Here is a 16,677-nt window from a genome sequence, read left to right on the forward strand (position 1 = left end):
TGAGAAATATTAAAATACTAACGCAACGCCACGATTGTGAGATCCGCTTTCAGAAGCCGCACTCAGTTTGTTATCTTTATTGATAATAAGCTGTAAATCACCAAAATTGTCGAGTGATGTTTTATAGCCCATTTTACGTAACTTAACTAACACTTCTTGGTTAATCCCCTCATGGTAGGCAATTTTATTTTTCGGTAATAATTGATGGTGAAAACGTGCCATATTAGCCGTATTTTCTGCTGTCATGTTGAACTCGATAGCATTAAGTATCGATTGATACACAGAAGTGATAATTGTTGTGCCCCCCGGAGAGCCTGTTACTAGTTGAACAATCCCGTTTTTAACTAAAATAGTAGGCGACATTGACGATAACATTCTTTTGTTTGGCTGTATTTCATTTGCTACACCGCCGACTGCACCAAAAATATTAGGAGCACCTGGCTTGGCACTAAAATCGTCCATCTCATCGTTTAGTATAAAACCAGCTCCTTCTACTACAACCCCACTTCCAAAAGTATAGTTAATGGTTGTGGTATTCGAAATTGCATTGCCCCATTGGTCTACTATCGAAAAGTGCGTTGTATCTCTACTTTCAATAAGTCCGGGCGCTATATCTTCAGTAACAGAAATTTTTTCCATAGAAATATCGGCTACTCGGCTTTCAAGGTAGGTTTGCGCTAATAATCGCTCAACTGGTACTTGATAAAAATCTGGGTCACCCAAATACTCAGCTCTATCAGCAAATACTCTTTTACCCACCTCTGCTAATAAATGAATATACTCTTGTGAATTATGAGAGAAATTGGCATCTTGTTTGGCTAAGTCATACATTTTTAACCATTGTAGTACCGCTATACCACCAGAGCTTGGTGGTGGCGCAGTAACTACGTTATAACCTCGCCATTTCATTTCAATAGGTTTACGCCATTTAGATTGATAATTAGCAAGATCTTTTTCAGTAATAATACCGCCATGCTTAGCCATAAAATCGCTAATAATTTTGGCTGTTTTACCTCGATAAAAACCATCTCTGCCATCACTGGCTATTCTTTTTAGTGTTTCAGCTAATTCAGGTTGTTTGAATACAGCATTCGCTTTCGCTTGTGCAAAGTATTGAGCAAAATTTACCTTTATGTTTTCTTTCGCAAAGCTATTAACACGCCAGTTAATGGCCGATGCTAATTTGGGGTGAACAATAAAGCCTTTAACAGCAAGGTTTATAGCTGGCGCTAATAACTCTTTCCAAGGCTTTGTGCCATATTTTTTATGTGCTTGCCACATGCCTTCTACCGTACCCGGCACGCCCGCAGATAATATGCCATAAACAGATAAGTTAGGAATTACTTCTTTGTTTTTATCTAAATACATATCTCGATGTGCCGCCTTAGGTGCCACCTCTCGATAATCTAAAAAGTCTGTTATACCGTCCTTATATATTGTCATAAAGCCGCCACCGCCAACATTACCAGCTTCAGGCAGAGTAACTGCTAATACAAATTGCGCAGCAATTGCCGCATCAATAGCGTTACCACCACTTTGCAATATCTCTTTTGCAACGTTAGCGCTATAACTGTCTGGCATAGCAACGGCTGATTGTGTTTTTGCAGTGATATTACTTGAGAAAAACATCAGGTTGATAAGTATAAAAATGATGATTTTATTCACTTAATTTCCTTTTTATTTGTTGTTTTATATTTGTTGCTTTACATTTACTACTTAAAATTTACTTTAATTTAACATGAATAAACGCAGGCGGCATCTCAAAAATCACAGGAAAAATGATCCTACTCAACACCTTATTCGTATTACTTACTATCAAATAGACCTAACAAGAGTAAAGAGTTTGCAACATTTAGATCACCAGCAAATAGTAGCTATGCCATCACGTTATCGAGCACAGTTTATTAACAGTCTATCAGGATTTAAAAGTGCAAACCTCATTGCCACTGCCAATAGCATGGGCCAAACAAATGTTGCAATATTTAGTTCGGTTGTGCATCTTGGCGCCTCACCAGCTCTGATCGGTTTTATTATGCGTCCAGACAGCGTTGAAAGGCACACATTAGAAAATATCAAGCAAACCCAACAATATACCATTAATCAAGTTAATGACAGATTCTGGCAAGCTGCACATCAAACATCAGCACGATATTTAAGAGATGAGTGTGAGTTTGAGCAGTGCGGACTATCAACTACTTACTTAAAAGGCGTTACCGCCCCTTTTGTAAAAGAAAGCCAGCTAAAATATGCGCTGACACTGAAAGAAATTTTACCCATCTCACACAACAATACGCTTCTAATTATTGGTGAAGTTACTGACGTCATTTGTAAACAATCAGCGATTAAAAATGATGGTTATATCGATATAGAATCATTAAATACTGTTACCATTTCGGGGCTCGATAGCTACCATATTAGCCATCGCCTATCACGATTAACTTATGCAAAACCTCATGTTACACCCAATAAAATCTCTCTTAACGGCGAATAATTTTAAAAAGAGCTAAGAACCACCCACTTTAGTTAAATAGGTTTTTTAATGTTAACGATATTTTATGATGGAAAATGTCCATTATGTTCAATCGAAATGCAGCACCTCAAACAGCTTGATACTTATAACCGCATAATATTAGTTGACTTGCATCAAGAGAACTTCACAACTCTTCATCCTGAAATTGACGTTACTGACGCAATGAAAATACTACATGCAAGTTACGATGGTAAGATCTTACTAGGTTTAGAGGTTACCCATAAGGCATGGACACTTGTTGGCAAAGGCTTCTGGGTCGCGCCACTTAACTGGCCTGTGATAAAGCAATTGAGTCATGTTATTTATCTGATTGTTGCGAAATATCGCCAACAAATTTCCGTTTTTATTGCCAAAATTTTTCGCATAAAGACCGTACAATGTAATGCTGGAGCTTGTTATGATAAATCAACAAACACTCATCATCGGCGCAAATAGCAATATTGCTAAAGCGCTAGTCGATCAAATACAACAATATAGTAACGTCGGCTTGATCTTAATAAGCCGCGATTTAAGTGATTATTCACAGATAGATAATCTACAAAAAATAACAGTTCAAGATTATCAACCCGAAACCATCTCAGCCACGGTAGAGCGCTTGTCACGTGATCGTCTCAAGCCTATCACACAAGTATTTATATGTAATGGGATACTACATAACTCCAATATTCAACCTGAAAAACGTTTGGAGGAACTTAATGCGCAATCATTCCAACAAGTAATAGCAATAAATGCTTTACTACCAATGCTGTGGATTCAACAATTAACACCTTTACTAGCATCGAAATCACCCTGCAAAATTATTGTTTTTAGTGCTCGCGTAGGTAGTATAAATGATAATAAATTAGGTGGCTGGTACAGCTACCGCGCCTCAAAAGCTGCACTAAACATGATGCTAAAAACAGTGGCTATAGAATTAGCAAGGCGGGCAAAAAACATTAAAATCATTGCATTTCATCCGGGTACTACTGATACCCCTCTTTCTAAACCTTTTCAACGAAATGTACCACCAGAAAAGTTATTCCCCTGTGATTTTGTCGCTAAACAGTTATTAGCCATCACTAAAAAAACAGAAGTTGATGGCAGCGCTAGTTACCTTGACTGGCAAGGAAATACTATTGATTGGTAGTGTTTTTGGAAATACTGGCAATAAAGCGATTAGGGTTTATTGCCAACCTATACGCCACTCACCACTTAATTTTAAATCGCGCCAATCAATTGCGTATTCATTTTTTGACATAACAGACTCTATTACGCATTCAACAACTTTTTGCTGTTCGTCAAAAGTAACAAGGGTCACAACAAAATGTTTTTCTTTATTTTGGATATCAACCTTTGTCCATTTACTGTGAAGAAGCGCTTTGGGATTAACTTTATTCATAAAAACTCTCTGCTTCATTTTTGTGGAAACTTATTTGATATATCTTCAAAGCAAAGTTTTCTGCGATTTTAGGGTTAATTAAAAAACCTATTTCACAAATAGCTTCTGAAGCTAGTTTTGGTACATTAATAATTGCTCTTCCCCGAAAAATTGCTTGAAAGTCAGCAAGATTAAATTTCAAGCGTTTACGTGTGCCAGCAACCGTTTTAAAATCACACTTATAATTCAAGCGATAGCCTTCAATATTAACCACCATTCTTAATTGATAAGTATGGCCATCACCTTCTATATCTATCATTACAACGTTGATTACTTTTGTAAGCTGCTCGACAGCACGAAATACCGAGCTAAAACCACCATTATTTTCTAACGATATATTTCCTTTAAATAATCCGTAATTTTGTTGGTGAACAATCTGGCTAGTAGATTCTCCGCCCATCACACTGTCATTTGTTATACGCCATTTTTTTACTTCATTTACCTCATTAAAATTTATCACCTTTACACCCATTTCAGAATTGGATTGTTGTTAAAGTTCATTACAGACAAAAGCATCAGAAATAATGCTGGTAAGCTCGGTTAAATCATCAACAACTATAGTGGCTAAATGTGCATAGTCTATTGCTTGACCATAACTTACTAAACACGACATAGTTTTCGCATTTATTGCTGCTTGAATGTCATATAAATAATCACCGACATAGAGTATATTTTTTGGTGACATTTCCCACAATTTAGCTACGTGCAGTAAAGCATCTGGCGCTGGTTTAGCCTTATGATCTTCTCTGGTTAACACCAAAGGAATATCAATATTATTATTGTCTATTTTTACTATTGCAGCTTGCTGACAATTTCTTGTAACAATAGCGCTAGGTATCTTTAAATGGGTTAATAACATCAACAATTGCTCAGTGCCAATCAGTTTTTCTGCACCATGTGCATCAGCCATTTCATGGTCGACTACAATTTTATTAGCAATTTTTTGTTCATCTAGTGGTAGCGAGTCAATATGTTCTAATAGATCAAGCCCATCGGGACAAGCAATAGCTTGCCTGATAAGATCAAAGTTTAATGATGATGATACTAAAGTGTTATCAAGATCAAATATCACGCCTGTAAGTTTATTAATTAACAACGGAAGTACCTTTATCGGTTAGGTTATGGCCTAGATTTATCAGACAACATTGCTGCTACCTTTTTCAAAAATGCATTAAATGTATCTTCTTGCTCGTAGTCGAAAGAAAATCGGCCATGAAACAGTAATGTTGCGGTTAAATCTTTATAAGCTAACCAGCAAGTATAACCATCGAAATCGTGCCAAGCAGTAATACCTTCGTACTCGTAGGTGTTGTCTGATTTTGTTCCCTTAGCTGTCACTATTTCGAAAATCATTAATAGATCGCGTAATTCACTTTGTTGATTTTGCATAAAAGGTACAAACTCCTTTCTAAAGACTGAATCAATAGCATATCTTTTATTGTTAATAGTTTATACGTGGTTAAGCGCAAAATTTTTAATACGTGAGTAAACTAAAACATTGCAATAAGCGTATTTAAAGGTAACAGATATTTCAAAGAGGCTTTAAATGCGAATATTCACATTAATTACTTTCACCTTGTTTATTGCAGGCTGCAGTACCCAGTATGCTAATCAAGATATTACAGGTAAATTTTTCCCATCAGTGAATGGGCAAACATTAGAGCAAAATAGCGTTAAGATCCCTGCAGATTTTACAGAAGAATTTACACTATTATTGATTGGTTACAAACAAGACTCACAGTTTGACATTGACCGATGGTTAATTGGCTTAGACATGACTGAGACCCAAGTAGCTGTTTATGAATTACCTACGATACAAGGGCTATTTCCAAGAATGTTTAGCACTATGATTGATAACGGAATGCGTAAAGGCATACCAAAGCCACTTTGGAAAGGAGTTATAACAATTTACCAAGATGGTGACACTGTTCAAGCATTTACTGGTAATGTTGACCCCAACAATGCTCGAGTAGTGCTACTAAATAAAAACGGAGAAATACGTTATTTTTATGACGATGGTTTTTCTGTAAACGCATTGAACCAATTAAGAGATGCTTTAAGCTCTGTAGATTAAGAGTTATCGAATTTTTAAAGTAGAGGTATAAATTGTAAAAATTAACGATTAACACTAAAAACTAGATCAAGATATTTCTTGGTCTAGCCATTTATAACCATTCACTTTAATGTAAAGTAATAACCAAAGTGCTTATAATACTTGTAAATACTCTTTAGCTAACTTATAAGCAAGGTCAAAGCTATGCTCTGCTTCAACCGTAAAGTCAGGGATCACGCCATGTCTTTCCCAATTTGTGTTAGTTTTAGGATGTATAGGAATAGCAATTGGCATACTGATGCTAATAAATTCATTAACCTTCTGTTGTTTAGATATAAGTGCAACGCCCATGGTTTGCTCACCTACAATAACGGCTTTATCTAAATGTTTTAGTGTGTAACTAAAAAATTCTCCTGTACCAGAAACAAAAGCTGATGTAAGAATATATATTGGGTAATTATCTTTAAAGTGTCTATTACCCGAAGTCTTAGCGCCTAAAGCATTAGAAGCTAACTCTATCGCAGTTAACGTTTTGGTCTTTTTTTGTCGATCGTACATAACGTTACTCAATATGGTCTTATGCTCGACAAAGTAACTCATCAAATACTGCGCAAGAGATATCGAATTACCCTCTACATCACGCAAATCAATAATTATTGCATCTGTCCCAGATAGATAGTTAAAAGCACGCGCTGCTTGTAATTCTGCATTTGGATGTTGGTAGAAGTGCTTTAACTTCAAATACCCTATATTCCCTGACAGTATTTCTATATGTTCAAAGCCAAAGTTTTCTACGTACTGTAAGTTCAATTGGTTAGCGTTACTCGTAAGTGCTTGGCCTCCGTCAATATAAGGCTGAGTTTTGACCACATTCAAATAACCGTCACCGCTTACTTCACGCATAAATACACTTAAATAAGTAACAAATTTATCTAAGTCATCTATTTGATCAAACCCATTAGAGGCGAGCTTATGCTTTAGTTTCTCCGCTATTAATTTAGACCTCTCAGGGTATATATATCCTTGTTCTAAAATATTAATAACGCCAAAAATGCTTTCTCTTATGTGCTGTTCTACAAAATCTGGCAGAAGTTTAACGGTATCAAATGCGTAAGTTCTTTTAGTAACACTACTTAAAATAAGCACTGCTATTATCGCTATACTAATAATTTTCATTACTGGTTCCTATCAATTAAACAAATAACTCTACTGAGGAAATGTCAGCAGACGTAAATACAATAAATAATAGAATTAATGAGGATACGTTAATTTAAATTGGTACTGCAGATTAGTGATTTTCCAACCAGAAATAGATAGCCGCGAATGGTGCTTTAGGAGTAAATACCAAGGAGGAAGGGCTATTGCCAACTTAAAATGTCGATAATTTACCACCACAATAAATAGAGTAAGTAAGGCTATAAATAAATACTCTATAAGCAATTGCACAGAATGATTAAAGTTAGCGGCTTGATTAACGCCAGTAATTGCGCCAACACTCAAAGCTGAGTCAATAATGTTTATGACTGAAATATCATTTAATACGTGAGTTGATGCATGGGTTAATGATTGAACAGTAGCGCTTTTTATATTAATTTCTAGCCCAATAAATGAGGTGTTTATTTGATTTGATGAGATCGACAACGCTAGCAATAAAATAATTACTATAGAAACCGCAAAATAAAATAACTTTTTTAACAAGAGCATAAAACTTAATAAATTGATCCACATTCTACATTTGTTAATGATTAATTAAAATTGAAGTATTCAAAAATAATTAAAATTATACTATGCAAAAAGAATTAAATAAAACAAGCAGTACAACTGCACGACCACTAGTGTCAGTTTATTTTACACTTTATTTACAACAACTCTAACAACCCCACGCAAACAGTTGATAATATTAGAAATTAAATATTGGAATGCTTTTTGCTTTATCAGCTTACATGTATTATTTTGGCAAGAAACGCGCTTTGCTTTAAATGAAATTAATTAAAGCGTAGATAATTAAAAAGTAGAAACTAGGAATCTAACTAATGAAAAAACAACTCACATTATTATTAATATTTGGCATCGCTTTAGCTTCAAGCGTAGCCAATGCATCACATTTTCGTGGTGGTGCTGCCAATGCTTCAGTGGATGCTAACGGGTTATTAACAATTTCTCAAACATCATTCTGGCGTAAAGGCACTGCGGACTCATCGTACACCTACAGCTCTAGCGCTGGAAACATTTACACTAACGGCACAATAAACACATCTGACGCACGTTTCGATGTTGCTACAACAACTGGCACACTTCAGCTACCCGGTGCTGGTTTATATACTTACAATTATACATCTTGTTGTCGTGTTGGTGGCGGTATTAACTTTGCTGAAAATGACTTTGATGTAGAGGGCGCTATTTATTGGGATGGCTCTACAGCAAATGCCCCGATATTATTTGACTTTGCTTCTGTTTCAAATGAAGTCGTTGCAGGTACTGATTATAACCAAAACTTAAATGCTGTGGGTGTTGGCTTAACTTATGACCAAGCATTAAACACATTCATTAATACACAACCTCCTGGTTTTACAGTAGACCCTGTAACAGGCGCAATGCATATTCCAGCAGCATCTACTTCAACATATGGTCAAAATACCTCTAATGATGGTGCAGACTATGCGTTTAGTGGCAATATAAAAGCAGCTGATGGCAGTTTTACTCAATTTGATTGGGTATTTGACGTAGTTACATCAGCATCAAACTTAGCACCTAACATTGTTGATATGGTTATTGATGGTTTAGTAGGTGATACATTGAGCGGTACACTTGTTGGTGCAGATCCTGAAGGTAACACACTGAATTGGTTTGTTCAGTCATTAATTGGCGCTGGCATCAATATGTCTAACTTTACCTTTGACACCTTAACGCAGGCGTTTTCATTTGACACCACTGGATTAAATGTTGGTCAATATATTGCGAATATTGGCGCAAGCGATGGTGCGTTAAATGGGTTTGGTTCAATTACTTTTAATTTAACTAATGCACCAACGACTTCAGTACCAGAGCCTTCAACAATTTTATTGTTCGGCCTAGCAACAGCATTATTAATGCGCACAAGAAAAGCTAAATAAGTCATTTATTTATATTAATTTTTAACTAATTAATTATAGGAGCCCTATCATCTTCGATAGGGCTTTATTTTATGAAAAACTCTATTAAAATTACACTTCTTGCTCTTTTAGTATCATTAAACACACCAGCATTTGAACAAATAAATGTTGATGTACCTGCCGATTCGCCTCACGAAGAGTGCTTTTTCCTTGATACTGAAACAGTAATAAACTATCGCTATAAATCCAGCGAGCCGCTTGATTTTAATTTGCATTACCATGATGATAACGGTATGACTTATTTGGTCGATTTACCTAAAAGCTCATCAAGCGAAAATTTGGTTAAAGACCTAATTAATAAGCAGGTTTATTGTTTAATGTGGTTTAATTCAACAACGAAAAATGCTGAATTAAATTACGAATTCAGCTTGGAGAAATAAATGTTTAAAGCATTTTTGATATTATTAGCACTTATACCAACCAGTATTTTCGCTTCCATAATTACTCATTCAGAAACAGAGTTAGCTAACACTCACTATATTTTTTCGATGAGTAATCAGCAGTACGGCCAACAATATCAAAATGTTATGTTTTTAATGCAAAACGGTGAATTAGATGAAGCTAAAAAAGCTCTCGCCTATTTATTAACTCAAAATCCTTATGATATTACTGCATTAGATATTTCAGGTAATATATTACTGGAAGAAAAAAAAATCCCTCAAGCTATAAATGCATTTCAACGCGTGTTGTCGTCGAAGCAATCGCCAGATATCATGGCAAAGTTAGGGGTTAGCTACTTACTTATTGAAGACATCAAAAATGCAAAGTTGTGGTTAACTCAGTCGTTATCATTGTCACCCAATAATGAATTAGCTTTACGCTATTTGGCTTGGATTGAAGAAAAGTCATTAAATCAAAGCATGCAGTTCCATTATATAAGTCAATTAGTAAAGCTGAGTTATAATAAAAAATCGCTTTACGAATACCATTTACAATATTTAACCTTGTTAGTTGAAAACAACAATATTACAGCAGGATTAGATTTTATTGACAATAATAGAGAAAAGCTTGCTACTAGTGCCGATATAATTACTAAGAATATAAAATTAATTGAGATTGAGTTACTTCTAAAGGCTAATAAACTTTCATTAGCCAAAGACAAATTTAAGCAATACGCTGTACCTAAAAAAGAAAGTGATAACGCGACTAACTACTCACTATTATCTGTTTTTTATTACGCTAGTTTAAAGGATTATAAAAAAGCAGAGTCGATTATAAACAATCAGCTTTCAACAAATAATGCCGCAAAATCAATTGCAGAATATTCTTTTGCTAAAGTCTATTTTGATCATGGTAACTATCAAGCGGCTCATAATAAGCTTATCTCTCTATTAAACAATGAGTCTCAACTATATAATAAAATGAATTATATAGATGACATTGTCGCGAATTATTCTGCTCAGAGCCGTTATAGCGATGCCATCAAATTTTTAAAAGAGCAAATAGAGCAAAAACCAGAAATACCTCAATTTCAGCACCAATTAGCTGAATTATATATTTTATCTGGCCGGACTAAAGCCGCTAATACTCAATTAGAGAGTGTTATTGCTAACTTTCCTGATTATATTCCAAGCTATATTGTTAAGGCCCGTCAATTAACCAAACAAAAAGACCAGCAAGCTATCATTGACTTTTTTAAGTTAGCACTAGATAAACATCCCCAAGTAGCCGAATTATGGATAGACTATGCTGCTTTCCATTTTAATAACAATCAACCTGAGCAATCTTTACTTATATTAGAGAAGGCAGTTAGCGCAAATAAAGGTAATCCACAATTAACCTTTGAACTAGCTGCAATGTACGATAATCAAAATTTACGTAACAAGTCTGAGCCCCTCTATTTGAAAGTGTTACAAAATTATCCTGAATATTTACCTGCCCTAGATAATTTAGCGACTAATTACTTTATGTTAAACAAACATTTAGCTAATGCCGCAGTTCTAGCCAAACGTGCATTTTTATTAGCGCCTAATGATCCTTTTATTATTAATTTACGTGCTCAAGCACATATTTATGATCAAGAGAACCAACAAGCAATTGATCTAATTATGCCCGTTTTAGATAAGTTTCAGAACTCAGGTTTAGGTTACCTTTCATTGGCAAAAGCATATAGGGCGATAGAGAATGAGTCACTTGCTAAAGATTACTTAATTAAAGCTCTAGAAAATGATCTACCTACAGCATACAAAGAGCAGGCATTAAAAATAAAAAGCTCACTTTAATGTTTTATACCAATTGAAAGAGTCTAGGACGTGTTTGGTCTTTAACCAAGTTATCAAAACAATGTCAGCGAAAATTTACCTGCATCCACTATACAACATGGGGTTTGCATTACTTAAGCAGCTAATTTAAGGCTGCAAAAGTAATGCTGGCAAGTAACAGTGCACAAATATTACTATTTTTGACTGGTTCTATATTTTTCAAACCATGCAAGCGTGTGCTCTATTTTAGTGATCATGCGTGATGGTTTAGCCGCTATCCCATGATAAGAGTCAGGTACTTTCACTAGTACTGTATCAATTTTTCTTAATTTCAGCGCTTGATAATACTGTTCAGTTTGCGCCATAGGCGTGCGCAGGTCTTTTTCGCCGGTAATTAACATTGTTGGTGTCGTTACATTACCTACTAATGACATTGGCGAACGTTTCCAGTAGTGTTCAACATGATCCCAAGGCATACCTGGAAATTGAGTTGGTATTTGACCTAAGCCACTATCTGCAGTTAATACTTTACTTAACCAATTAATTACCGGCTTAGCCACTACAGCAGCAGAAAAGCGATCTGTTAACCCAATAGCATAAGCGGTTGCTATACCGCCAGCAGAACCACCTGCGATAAATAAGTTTTTATCATCAATAAAACCAAGGTCGATCATGGCATTAACACCAGAGTCATGATCAGCGAAATCTTCTACTGAGCTATATTTATACTTCAACAGCATAGCAAAACGTTCACCATATGAGCTACTGCCCCGGTGGTTATTATAAAAAACAACATAACCTTGGGCAGCAAAACGCTGAAGCTCTGCTGAGAAATGCGGGCCGTAAGCCAAATGAGGACCGCCATGAATTTCTAATATCAGTGGATATTTTTTCTTAGGATCAAAGTTAGGTGGTGTAATGTACCAGCCTTGAATAGGTTCGCCATCAAATGCCGATTTATAGTTAACTTCATGTACTTTACCTAACGTTTTATGCGCTAATAAATCGTCATTTAACTGAGTTAACACTGATGCTTTTTTGCTGCTGTCAATCACAGCAACATCAGCTGGACTAGACGCATTGCCATAGGTATATGCCATCTTGCCACTTGTTGAAGCAGTATAGCTTCCACTGATATAAGGACGACCTAAAGTAGTACCAGAAAGTGTATCAGTTAAGTCTTTAATCTTGCCTTTAGTTGTAATAGTTGCCAGTTTACGCTTACCAAAGTCATCATAACTGAACGCTAAACTCGTATTAGACAACCACTGCTGATCACGTACAGAGCGATCAAAGTCTTTGGTGATTTCTGAAATCTTTTTTGTTTTCCAATCCATAATATGTAACTTAGCATTACGATATGGGTTTAACTCATTGGAACCCGCTAAAAATGAGAGTTTTTTACCGTTTTCAGAAAAAACTGGATTGTATTCTTTACCCGGCGACGAAGTGAGTTCAATTAACTCACCAGTAGCAACTTGTACCTGATATAAATTCCCTTCTAAGCGTTTGTATTCCCAGTCTTGTTGTCTATTAGCAGAGAAGACAATCGCAGTACTGTCATGACTCCAAGCTAATGTTCCTTGGTGATGATAACTGTCATGCGTTAATTGACGTGGCGTACCACCTTCACTAGGTATTACAAATATTTGCTGATAACCCGGCTGAATCAGCCCTTTACCGTCAGCTTGATAGTAAGCTTGGTCAATCACAATAACAGGTTTATTCCACTTAGCACCCTTTGGTTTTTTCGGCATTTTAGCGATAACCGTTGGCTCTTCTTGTACTTTTTGCGTAAATGCTAACCACTTTCCATCTGGCGACCAGGTTAAGTTTGAAATCTTTGTTTGTAGCTGGCTCACTAAAGCCGTTTTATTCTCTTTTAAATAATGAACATGAATTTGGTGGCTACCTGTTAAATTACTAACAAAGGCGATTTTTTTACCATCAGCAGACCAGCGAGGTTGCGAGTATTGTTTGTCATCAGAAAATAACGGTAATTGCTGTTGCGATTTAACATCAATTAACCACAAGTTACTATTTTTCCCATCGGTCATTATATCATTTGAGTTTCTAATATAGACCACTTGAGTTCCATCGGGTGATATTTGAGGATCGCTAGCATATTCCAATGAAAATATATCTTCGGCAGTAAATAGTTCATCAGCAAACACAGCAAGAGATGAAATAGATAAAACCAAAACCATGAAAAAGCGAGATAATAAATACATAGTTAGACCTTAAAAAAGTGAGTTTTAATTTACTCACACTTTGAGTGATTAATAACAGTGATTGTATACAATTAAAAAGGAAATGGCACCTTGATCTAGGCATATAACGTTAATATTGACCTAACAGCTTACTATTAACGTTTGGTATAAATCGGTAGGAATAAATTAGCGATGCAGCAACAAAGACTGCTGCTCTTTCTTGCTCATGTTACTCACTACTAAATTAAATGAATTATCTATCATACGCTCTATTTCGCCTGAAGGAATTGAACCGTCTAAAATAACCGTGTTCCAAGTAGCTTTATTCATATGATAGCCGGGGATCACCGATGGAAATATATCACGTAGCATTATAGCTTCATCAGGATCACACTTAAGGTTAACGCAATAGTGCCCTGCCATTTTGCCACCAGTATTTTTTTCATTTCCTGTGCCTAATGACAAGGTGGCGAACATTTTATGCTTAACCTTGAATACTTTAACGTCGTCTCCAAAAGGGAAGTAAATTGAGCTTTCAGGCTTTCCTAATATATATTGCTCTGTTGTTAATTGATTCATTATTTTATTGAGTTAGTGGTTTAAATCTATTGAGTGTAGTACTAACACTGTGCTTTTTGCCAGTTTACATAGCAAAGAGGCAGCGACAGAAAAAGATAACGCAACTAAAAAGGAGCCTCAGCCCCTTTTTAAATTTATAGAATGCGTAGATTAAAAGCTATAACTAACCTCAGCCCAAGCACTAACTCCTTCACTCGGTAAACGCTGCATTACGCCTATTTCTGTATTTTTAACTCTATTATAACCACCTAAGTGATGACGATAGTCTTTATCAAAAATGTTGTCTACACCTGCGCGTACAGTTAACGCTGAGCTTAAATAGTAATTCATATTCAAATTAACCAAACCATAACCTGCCGTTACTTTTTCTTGGTTAGTTATTGATACATCGTCTTGCTTAGCTGCTAATACTAATTCAAGATTTACTAACCATTGGTCGGCACTATAGCGTCCAGTTAAGCGGGTATTTAACGGCGCTACTCGATAAAGGTTATCATTTATATCTCGTCGCTCCCCTTTAACATAGCTTGCTACACCAAAAAGCTCTATATGCTCGTTAAGTTGATAATTCCAATTAACATCAGCACCATAGAGTTCTGCGTCTACGTTAGTGAACTTAAGTGGATTGTCGTCTCCAGACATCATTTTAGCCATCATTCTTGCCGACATATCCATCATGGTAAGTGGCGCACCTTGAATGTAGTTATCTATTCGTTGATAAAATACTTGTGGTGCAATCATTAAGCCTTCTATCTGATAGCTTAGCCCTAGGTTACTTTGGTAAGCTGTTTCTGCATCAAGATCAATATTGCCAATATAAGTATTACCATCAGCTAACCCACCAGTTGACTCCATTGGTGTCCATAAGTAGCGTTCTTGATAAGTCGGTGCTCTGCTTTTTATACCTACCCCTACATTGAGTGATGTGCTTTTAGAGAGCACTGTTTCGATATTTAGTGCCACATCAACTAAACTGTCTGACTGTGACCTATCTGAAGTATTAAAGTTGTTTCGTAATTCCTTTGCCATTGCTGCCATTTGTGGCATTGGCATCATCACCATCGAAGTGGCCACCTCGTCAGCATTAGCGCTAATGTGTTTAACACGCATACCAAGTTGTACTTGTGTATGATCAAACTGTTGCTGCCATTGCGCATAAATACCTACTCTATCGTCAACCACATTATTAAAGTTAACCACTTCAAACATCATATTATTTGGGTTAGTGATAACCGAGTCATGTTTCGCCGTGTAGCCATCTGCTCCAAAAAGCAATTCTCCAAATGTGAAGGTTTTTGATAACTTCACGTTAAAATCGACAGTTTCAGCAACAGCATTATTACGGCGGTATTTACTCGGATCACCGTTATAACGCATTAGAAAATTAGTCATACCATGGTCTGCGTCAGTAAAGCCTAGTGCCCAATTTACCTGCCACTTGTTAACAAAAAACTCGCCATCAAGCGCTACTCTATGACTAAAAATGTACTCAATATCCATTGGTAGTGCAGGAGTACCCGAGTCTTGAGTGTCTGTATAGTGATAGCTAAACCCAAGCTCTAAGTCATCATTATTGTATCGTATGTCTGTGCCCATTTGACGTTTAGCATAAGCTGTAGGTGCTACGGTTTGCTTATTTCCCGTTTCAAAGTCATCACCCGATTGAAGGTTGACATACGCCATTGCAGCAAGCTGTTTTTTCCCCAAATTTACTACCGCTGACAAGGTATCTGCACTGTTATTGCTACGATAGCCCGCTTGCATGTCGCCCGATATCAATTGCGAATCACTTTCGCTAAACTCGGCTTTACGCATATGCACATCAATTGCACCAGCAATTGTACTCATACCTGCAGACACAGGTGCAACACCACGATAGACGGTCATTGACTCAACAATTAATGGCGTTGAATAACTCAACGGAGTGTCCATTGCATTAGGGCCGGCCCCAATTACTGGGTGACCATCAAGTGCGATAGCAAGGCGGTCGCCATAAAGTCCTCGATATTGTGCAATACCTGTTACAGGACCATTTTTATTAATATTAGCGCCAGGCACAGTCGCGAGCCAACTGGCTAAATCTGGCTCACTGGTTTTGCCAACAGCAATGCCTTTATTATCAATAAGCCCTTGATGGCGTTGATGAGTGATCGTAATTACGTCTAAATCTTCTGAATTAGCATCGTTTGCATAAACAGGAGAAGAAAGCACGCACGAAGTAAATAAAATAGCATTAACAGCCAGTGTGCTAGGTTTTAATAAAAATTGCATAAAAGCGCCTATAAAATGAAGATAAACAAATATGTTAGTTCAAATAAATTGGCGTTATTTTGGCGACTAAATTAGTAACAAACAAAGCAAAAACAAAGAACTGCGACATATTGTCGCAGTACTCATAGCACTTTGTTGATACAGGTCAATTTACAATAAATTTAGGGCGTGTTTGCAGACAAATAAAAAATATTACAAGTAAATTAGGATAATGGATGACAAATGAATTCACAATGGCACAATAAAGCTCACGGTTATTTTAAG

The 16,677-nt window shown here is 36.3% G+C and carries 17 protein-coding genes; 7 read left to right on the forward strand and 10 right to left on the reverse strand.

Annotated elements, in window-relative coordinates; genetic code table 11:
* Positions 1-9: 9 nt before the first annotated feature.
* Positions 10-1,629, reverse strand: coding sequence for a gamma-glutamyltransferase (ggt, locus tag QUD79_RS15190; protein ID WP_184424606.1), 1,620 nt, complete (start codon positions 1,627-1,629; stop codon positions 10-12).
* Positions 1,630-1,843: 214 nt separating this feature from the next.
* On the opposite strand from ggt, the gene QUD79_RS15195 reads away from it, so the two are divergent.
* Genes QUD79_RS15195 through QUD79_RS15205 form a run of 3 tightly spaced genes read left to right on the forward strand, consistent with a single transcriptional unit; the run spans position 1,844 to position 3,656 of the window.
* The gene (locus tag QUD79_RS15195) at positions 1,844-2,491 is read left to right on the forward strand and encodes a flavin reductase family protein (RefSeq protein ID WP_385957068.1); all 648 of its coding nucleotides are present in this window, start codon (positions 1,844-1,846) and stop codon (positions 2,489-2,491) included.
* A gap of 48 nt (positions 2,492-2,539) precedes the next feature.
* Positions 2,540-2,965, forward strand: a complete 426-nt coding sequence (locus QUD79_RS15200) for a thiol-disulfide oxidoreductase DCC family protein (RefSeq protein WP_184424550.1) — start codon at positions 2,540-2,542, stop codon at positions 2,963-2,965.
* Positions 2,928-3,656, forward strand: coding sequence for an SDR family NAD(P)-dependent oxidoreductase (locus QUD79_RS15205; RefSeq protein WP_184424551.1), 729 nt, complete (start codon positions 2,928-2,930; stop codon positions 3,654-3,656). Before QUD79_RS15200 ends, QUD79_RS15205 begins: the two co-directional genes overlap by 38 nt.
* Before the next feature lie 36 nt (positions 3,657-3,692).
* On the opposite strand, the gene QUD79_RS15210 is transcribed toward QUD79_RS15205, so the two are convergent.
* From QUD79_RS15210 to QUD79_RS15225, 4 genes are read right to left on the reverse strand one after another with little or no spacing between them, the layout of a single operon-like run.
* A complete protein-coding gene (locus QUD79_RS15210; RefSeq protein WP_184424552.1) occupies positions 3,693-3,908 on the reverse strand; it encodes a TIGR02450 family Trp-rich protein in 216 nt (71 codons plus the stop codon).
* Entirely contained in the window at positions 3,901-4,407 is a 507-nt protein-coding gene (locus QUD79_RS15215; protein WP_286288960.1) for a CIA30 family protein, read from the reverse strand. The genes QUD79_RS15210 and QUD79_RS15215 overlap by 8 nt, the downstream gene beginning before the upstream one ends.
* A 30-nt stretch (positions 4,408-4,437) precedes the next feature.
* Complete coding sequence (locus tag QUD79_RS15220; RefSeq protein ID WP_184424554.1) at positions 4,438-5,043, reverse strand: HAD family hydrolase; 606 nt, start codon at positions 5,041-5,043, stop codon at positions 4,438-4,440.
* 23 nt (positions 5,044-5,066) lie between these two features.
* Positions 5,067-5,336, reverse strand: a complete 270-nt coding sequence (locus QUD79_RS15225; RefSeq protein ID WP_184424555.1) for a DUF3081 family protein — start codon at positions 5,334-5,336, stop codon at positions 5,067-5,069.
* A 157-nt stretch (positions 5,337-5,493) separates the two neighbouring features.
* Between QUD79_RS15225 and QUD79_RS15230 the strand changes: the two genes are divergently transcribed.
* Positions 5,494-6,021, forward strand: a complete 528-nt coding sequence (locus QUD79_RS15230) for a hypothetical protein (RefSeq protein WP_184424556.1) — start codon at positions 5,494-5,496, stop codon at positions 6,019-6,021.
* 132 nt (positions 6,022-6,153) lie between these two features.
* Here the strand turns inward: QUD79_RS15230 and QUD79_RS15235 are convergent, their stop codons facing one another.
* Together QUD79_RS15235 and QUD79_RS15240 are read right to left on the reverse strand one after the other, a co-directional pair.
* Entirely contained in the window at positions 6,154-7,176 is a 1,023-nt protein-coding gene (locus QUD79_RS15235; RefSeq protein ID WP_184424557.1) for a S41 family peptidase, read from the reverse strand.
* Between the two features lie 75 nt (positions 7,177-7,251).
* Positions 7,252-7,698 (reverse strand): hypothetical protein, encoded by a 447-nt coding sequence (locus QUD79_RS15240; protein ID WP_184424558.1) that lies wholly within the window; start codon positions 7,696-7,698, stop codon positions 7,252-7,254.
* Positions 7,699-8,033: 335 nt separating this feature from the next.
* Between QUD79_RS15240 and QUD79_RS15245 the strand changes: the two genes are divergently transcribed.
* The 3 genes from QUD79_RS15245 to QUD79_RS15255 all read left to right on the forward strand — a co-directional run bounded on the left by QUD79_RS15245 (position 8,034) and on the right by QUD79_RS15255 (position 11,374).
* Entirely contained in the window at positions 8,034-9,113 is a 1,080-nt protein-coding gene (locus tag QUD79_RS15245; RefSeq protein ID WP_184424559.1) for a PEP-CTERM sorting domain-containing protein, read from the forward strand.
* A 71-nt stretch (positions 9,114-9,184) separates the two neighbouring features.
* Positions 9,185-9,532, forward strand: a complete 348-nt coding sequence (locus tag QUD79_RS15250) for a hypothetical protein (protein WP_184424560.1) — start codon at positions 9,185-9,187, stop codon at positions 9,530-9,532.
* Complete coding sequence (locus QUD79_RS15255; protein WP_184424561.1) at positions 9,533-11,374, forward strand: tetratricopeptide repeat protein; 1,842 nt, start codon at positions 9,533-9,535, stop codon at positions 11,372-11,374.
* A 173-nt stretch (positions 11,375-11,547) separates the two neighbouring features.
* Here the strand turns inward: QUD79_RS15255 and QUD79_RS15260 are convergent, their stop codons facing one another.
* The 3 genes from QUD79_RS15260 to QUD79_RS15270 form a co-directional block, all read right to left on the reverse strand.
* Positions 11,548-13,560: a S9 family peptidase gene (locus QUD79_RS15260; protein ID WP_246454970.1), complete on the reverse strand. Its 2,013-nt coding sequence runs from the start codon at positions 13,558-13,560 to the stop codon at positions 11,548-11,550.
* Between the two features lie 189 nt (positions 13,561-13,749).
* Positions 13,750-14,142, reverse strand: a complete 393-nt coding sequence (locus QUD79_RS15265) for an MmcQ/YjbR family DNA-binding protein (RefSeq protein ID WP_184424563.1) — start codon at positions 14,140-14,142, stop codon at positions 13,750-13,752.
* A gap of 150 nt (positions 14,143-14,292) precedes the next feature.
* The gene (locus QUD79_RS15270; protein ID WP_184424564.1) at positions 14,293-16,413 is read right to left on the reverse strand and encodes a TonB-dependent receptor; all 2,121 of its coding nucleotides are present in this window, start codon (positions 16,411-16,413) and stop codon (positions 14,293-14,295) included.
* Positions 16,414-16,677 lie beyond the last annotated feature (264 nt).

Origin of the sequence: Thalassotalea piscium (assembly GCF_030295935.1) — a bacterium.
GTDB lineage: Bacteria > Pseudomonadota > Gammaproteobacteria > Enterobacterales > Alteromonadaceae > Thalassotalea_B > Thalassotalea_B piscium.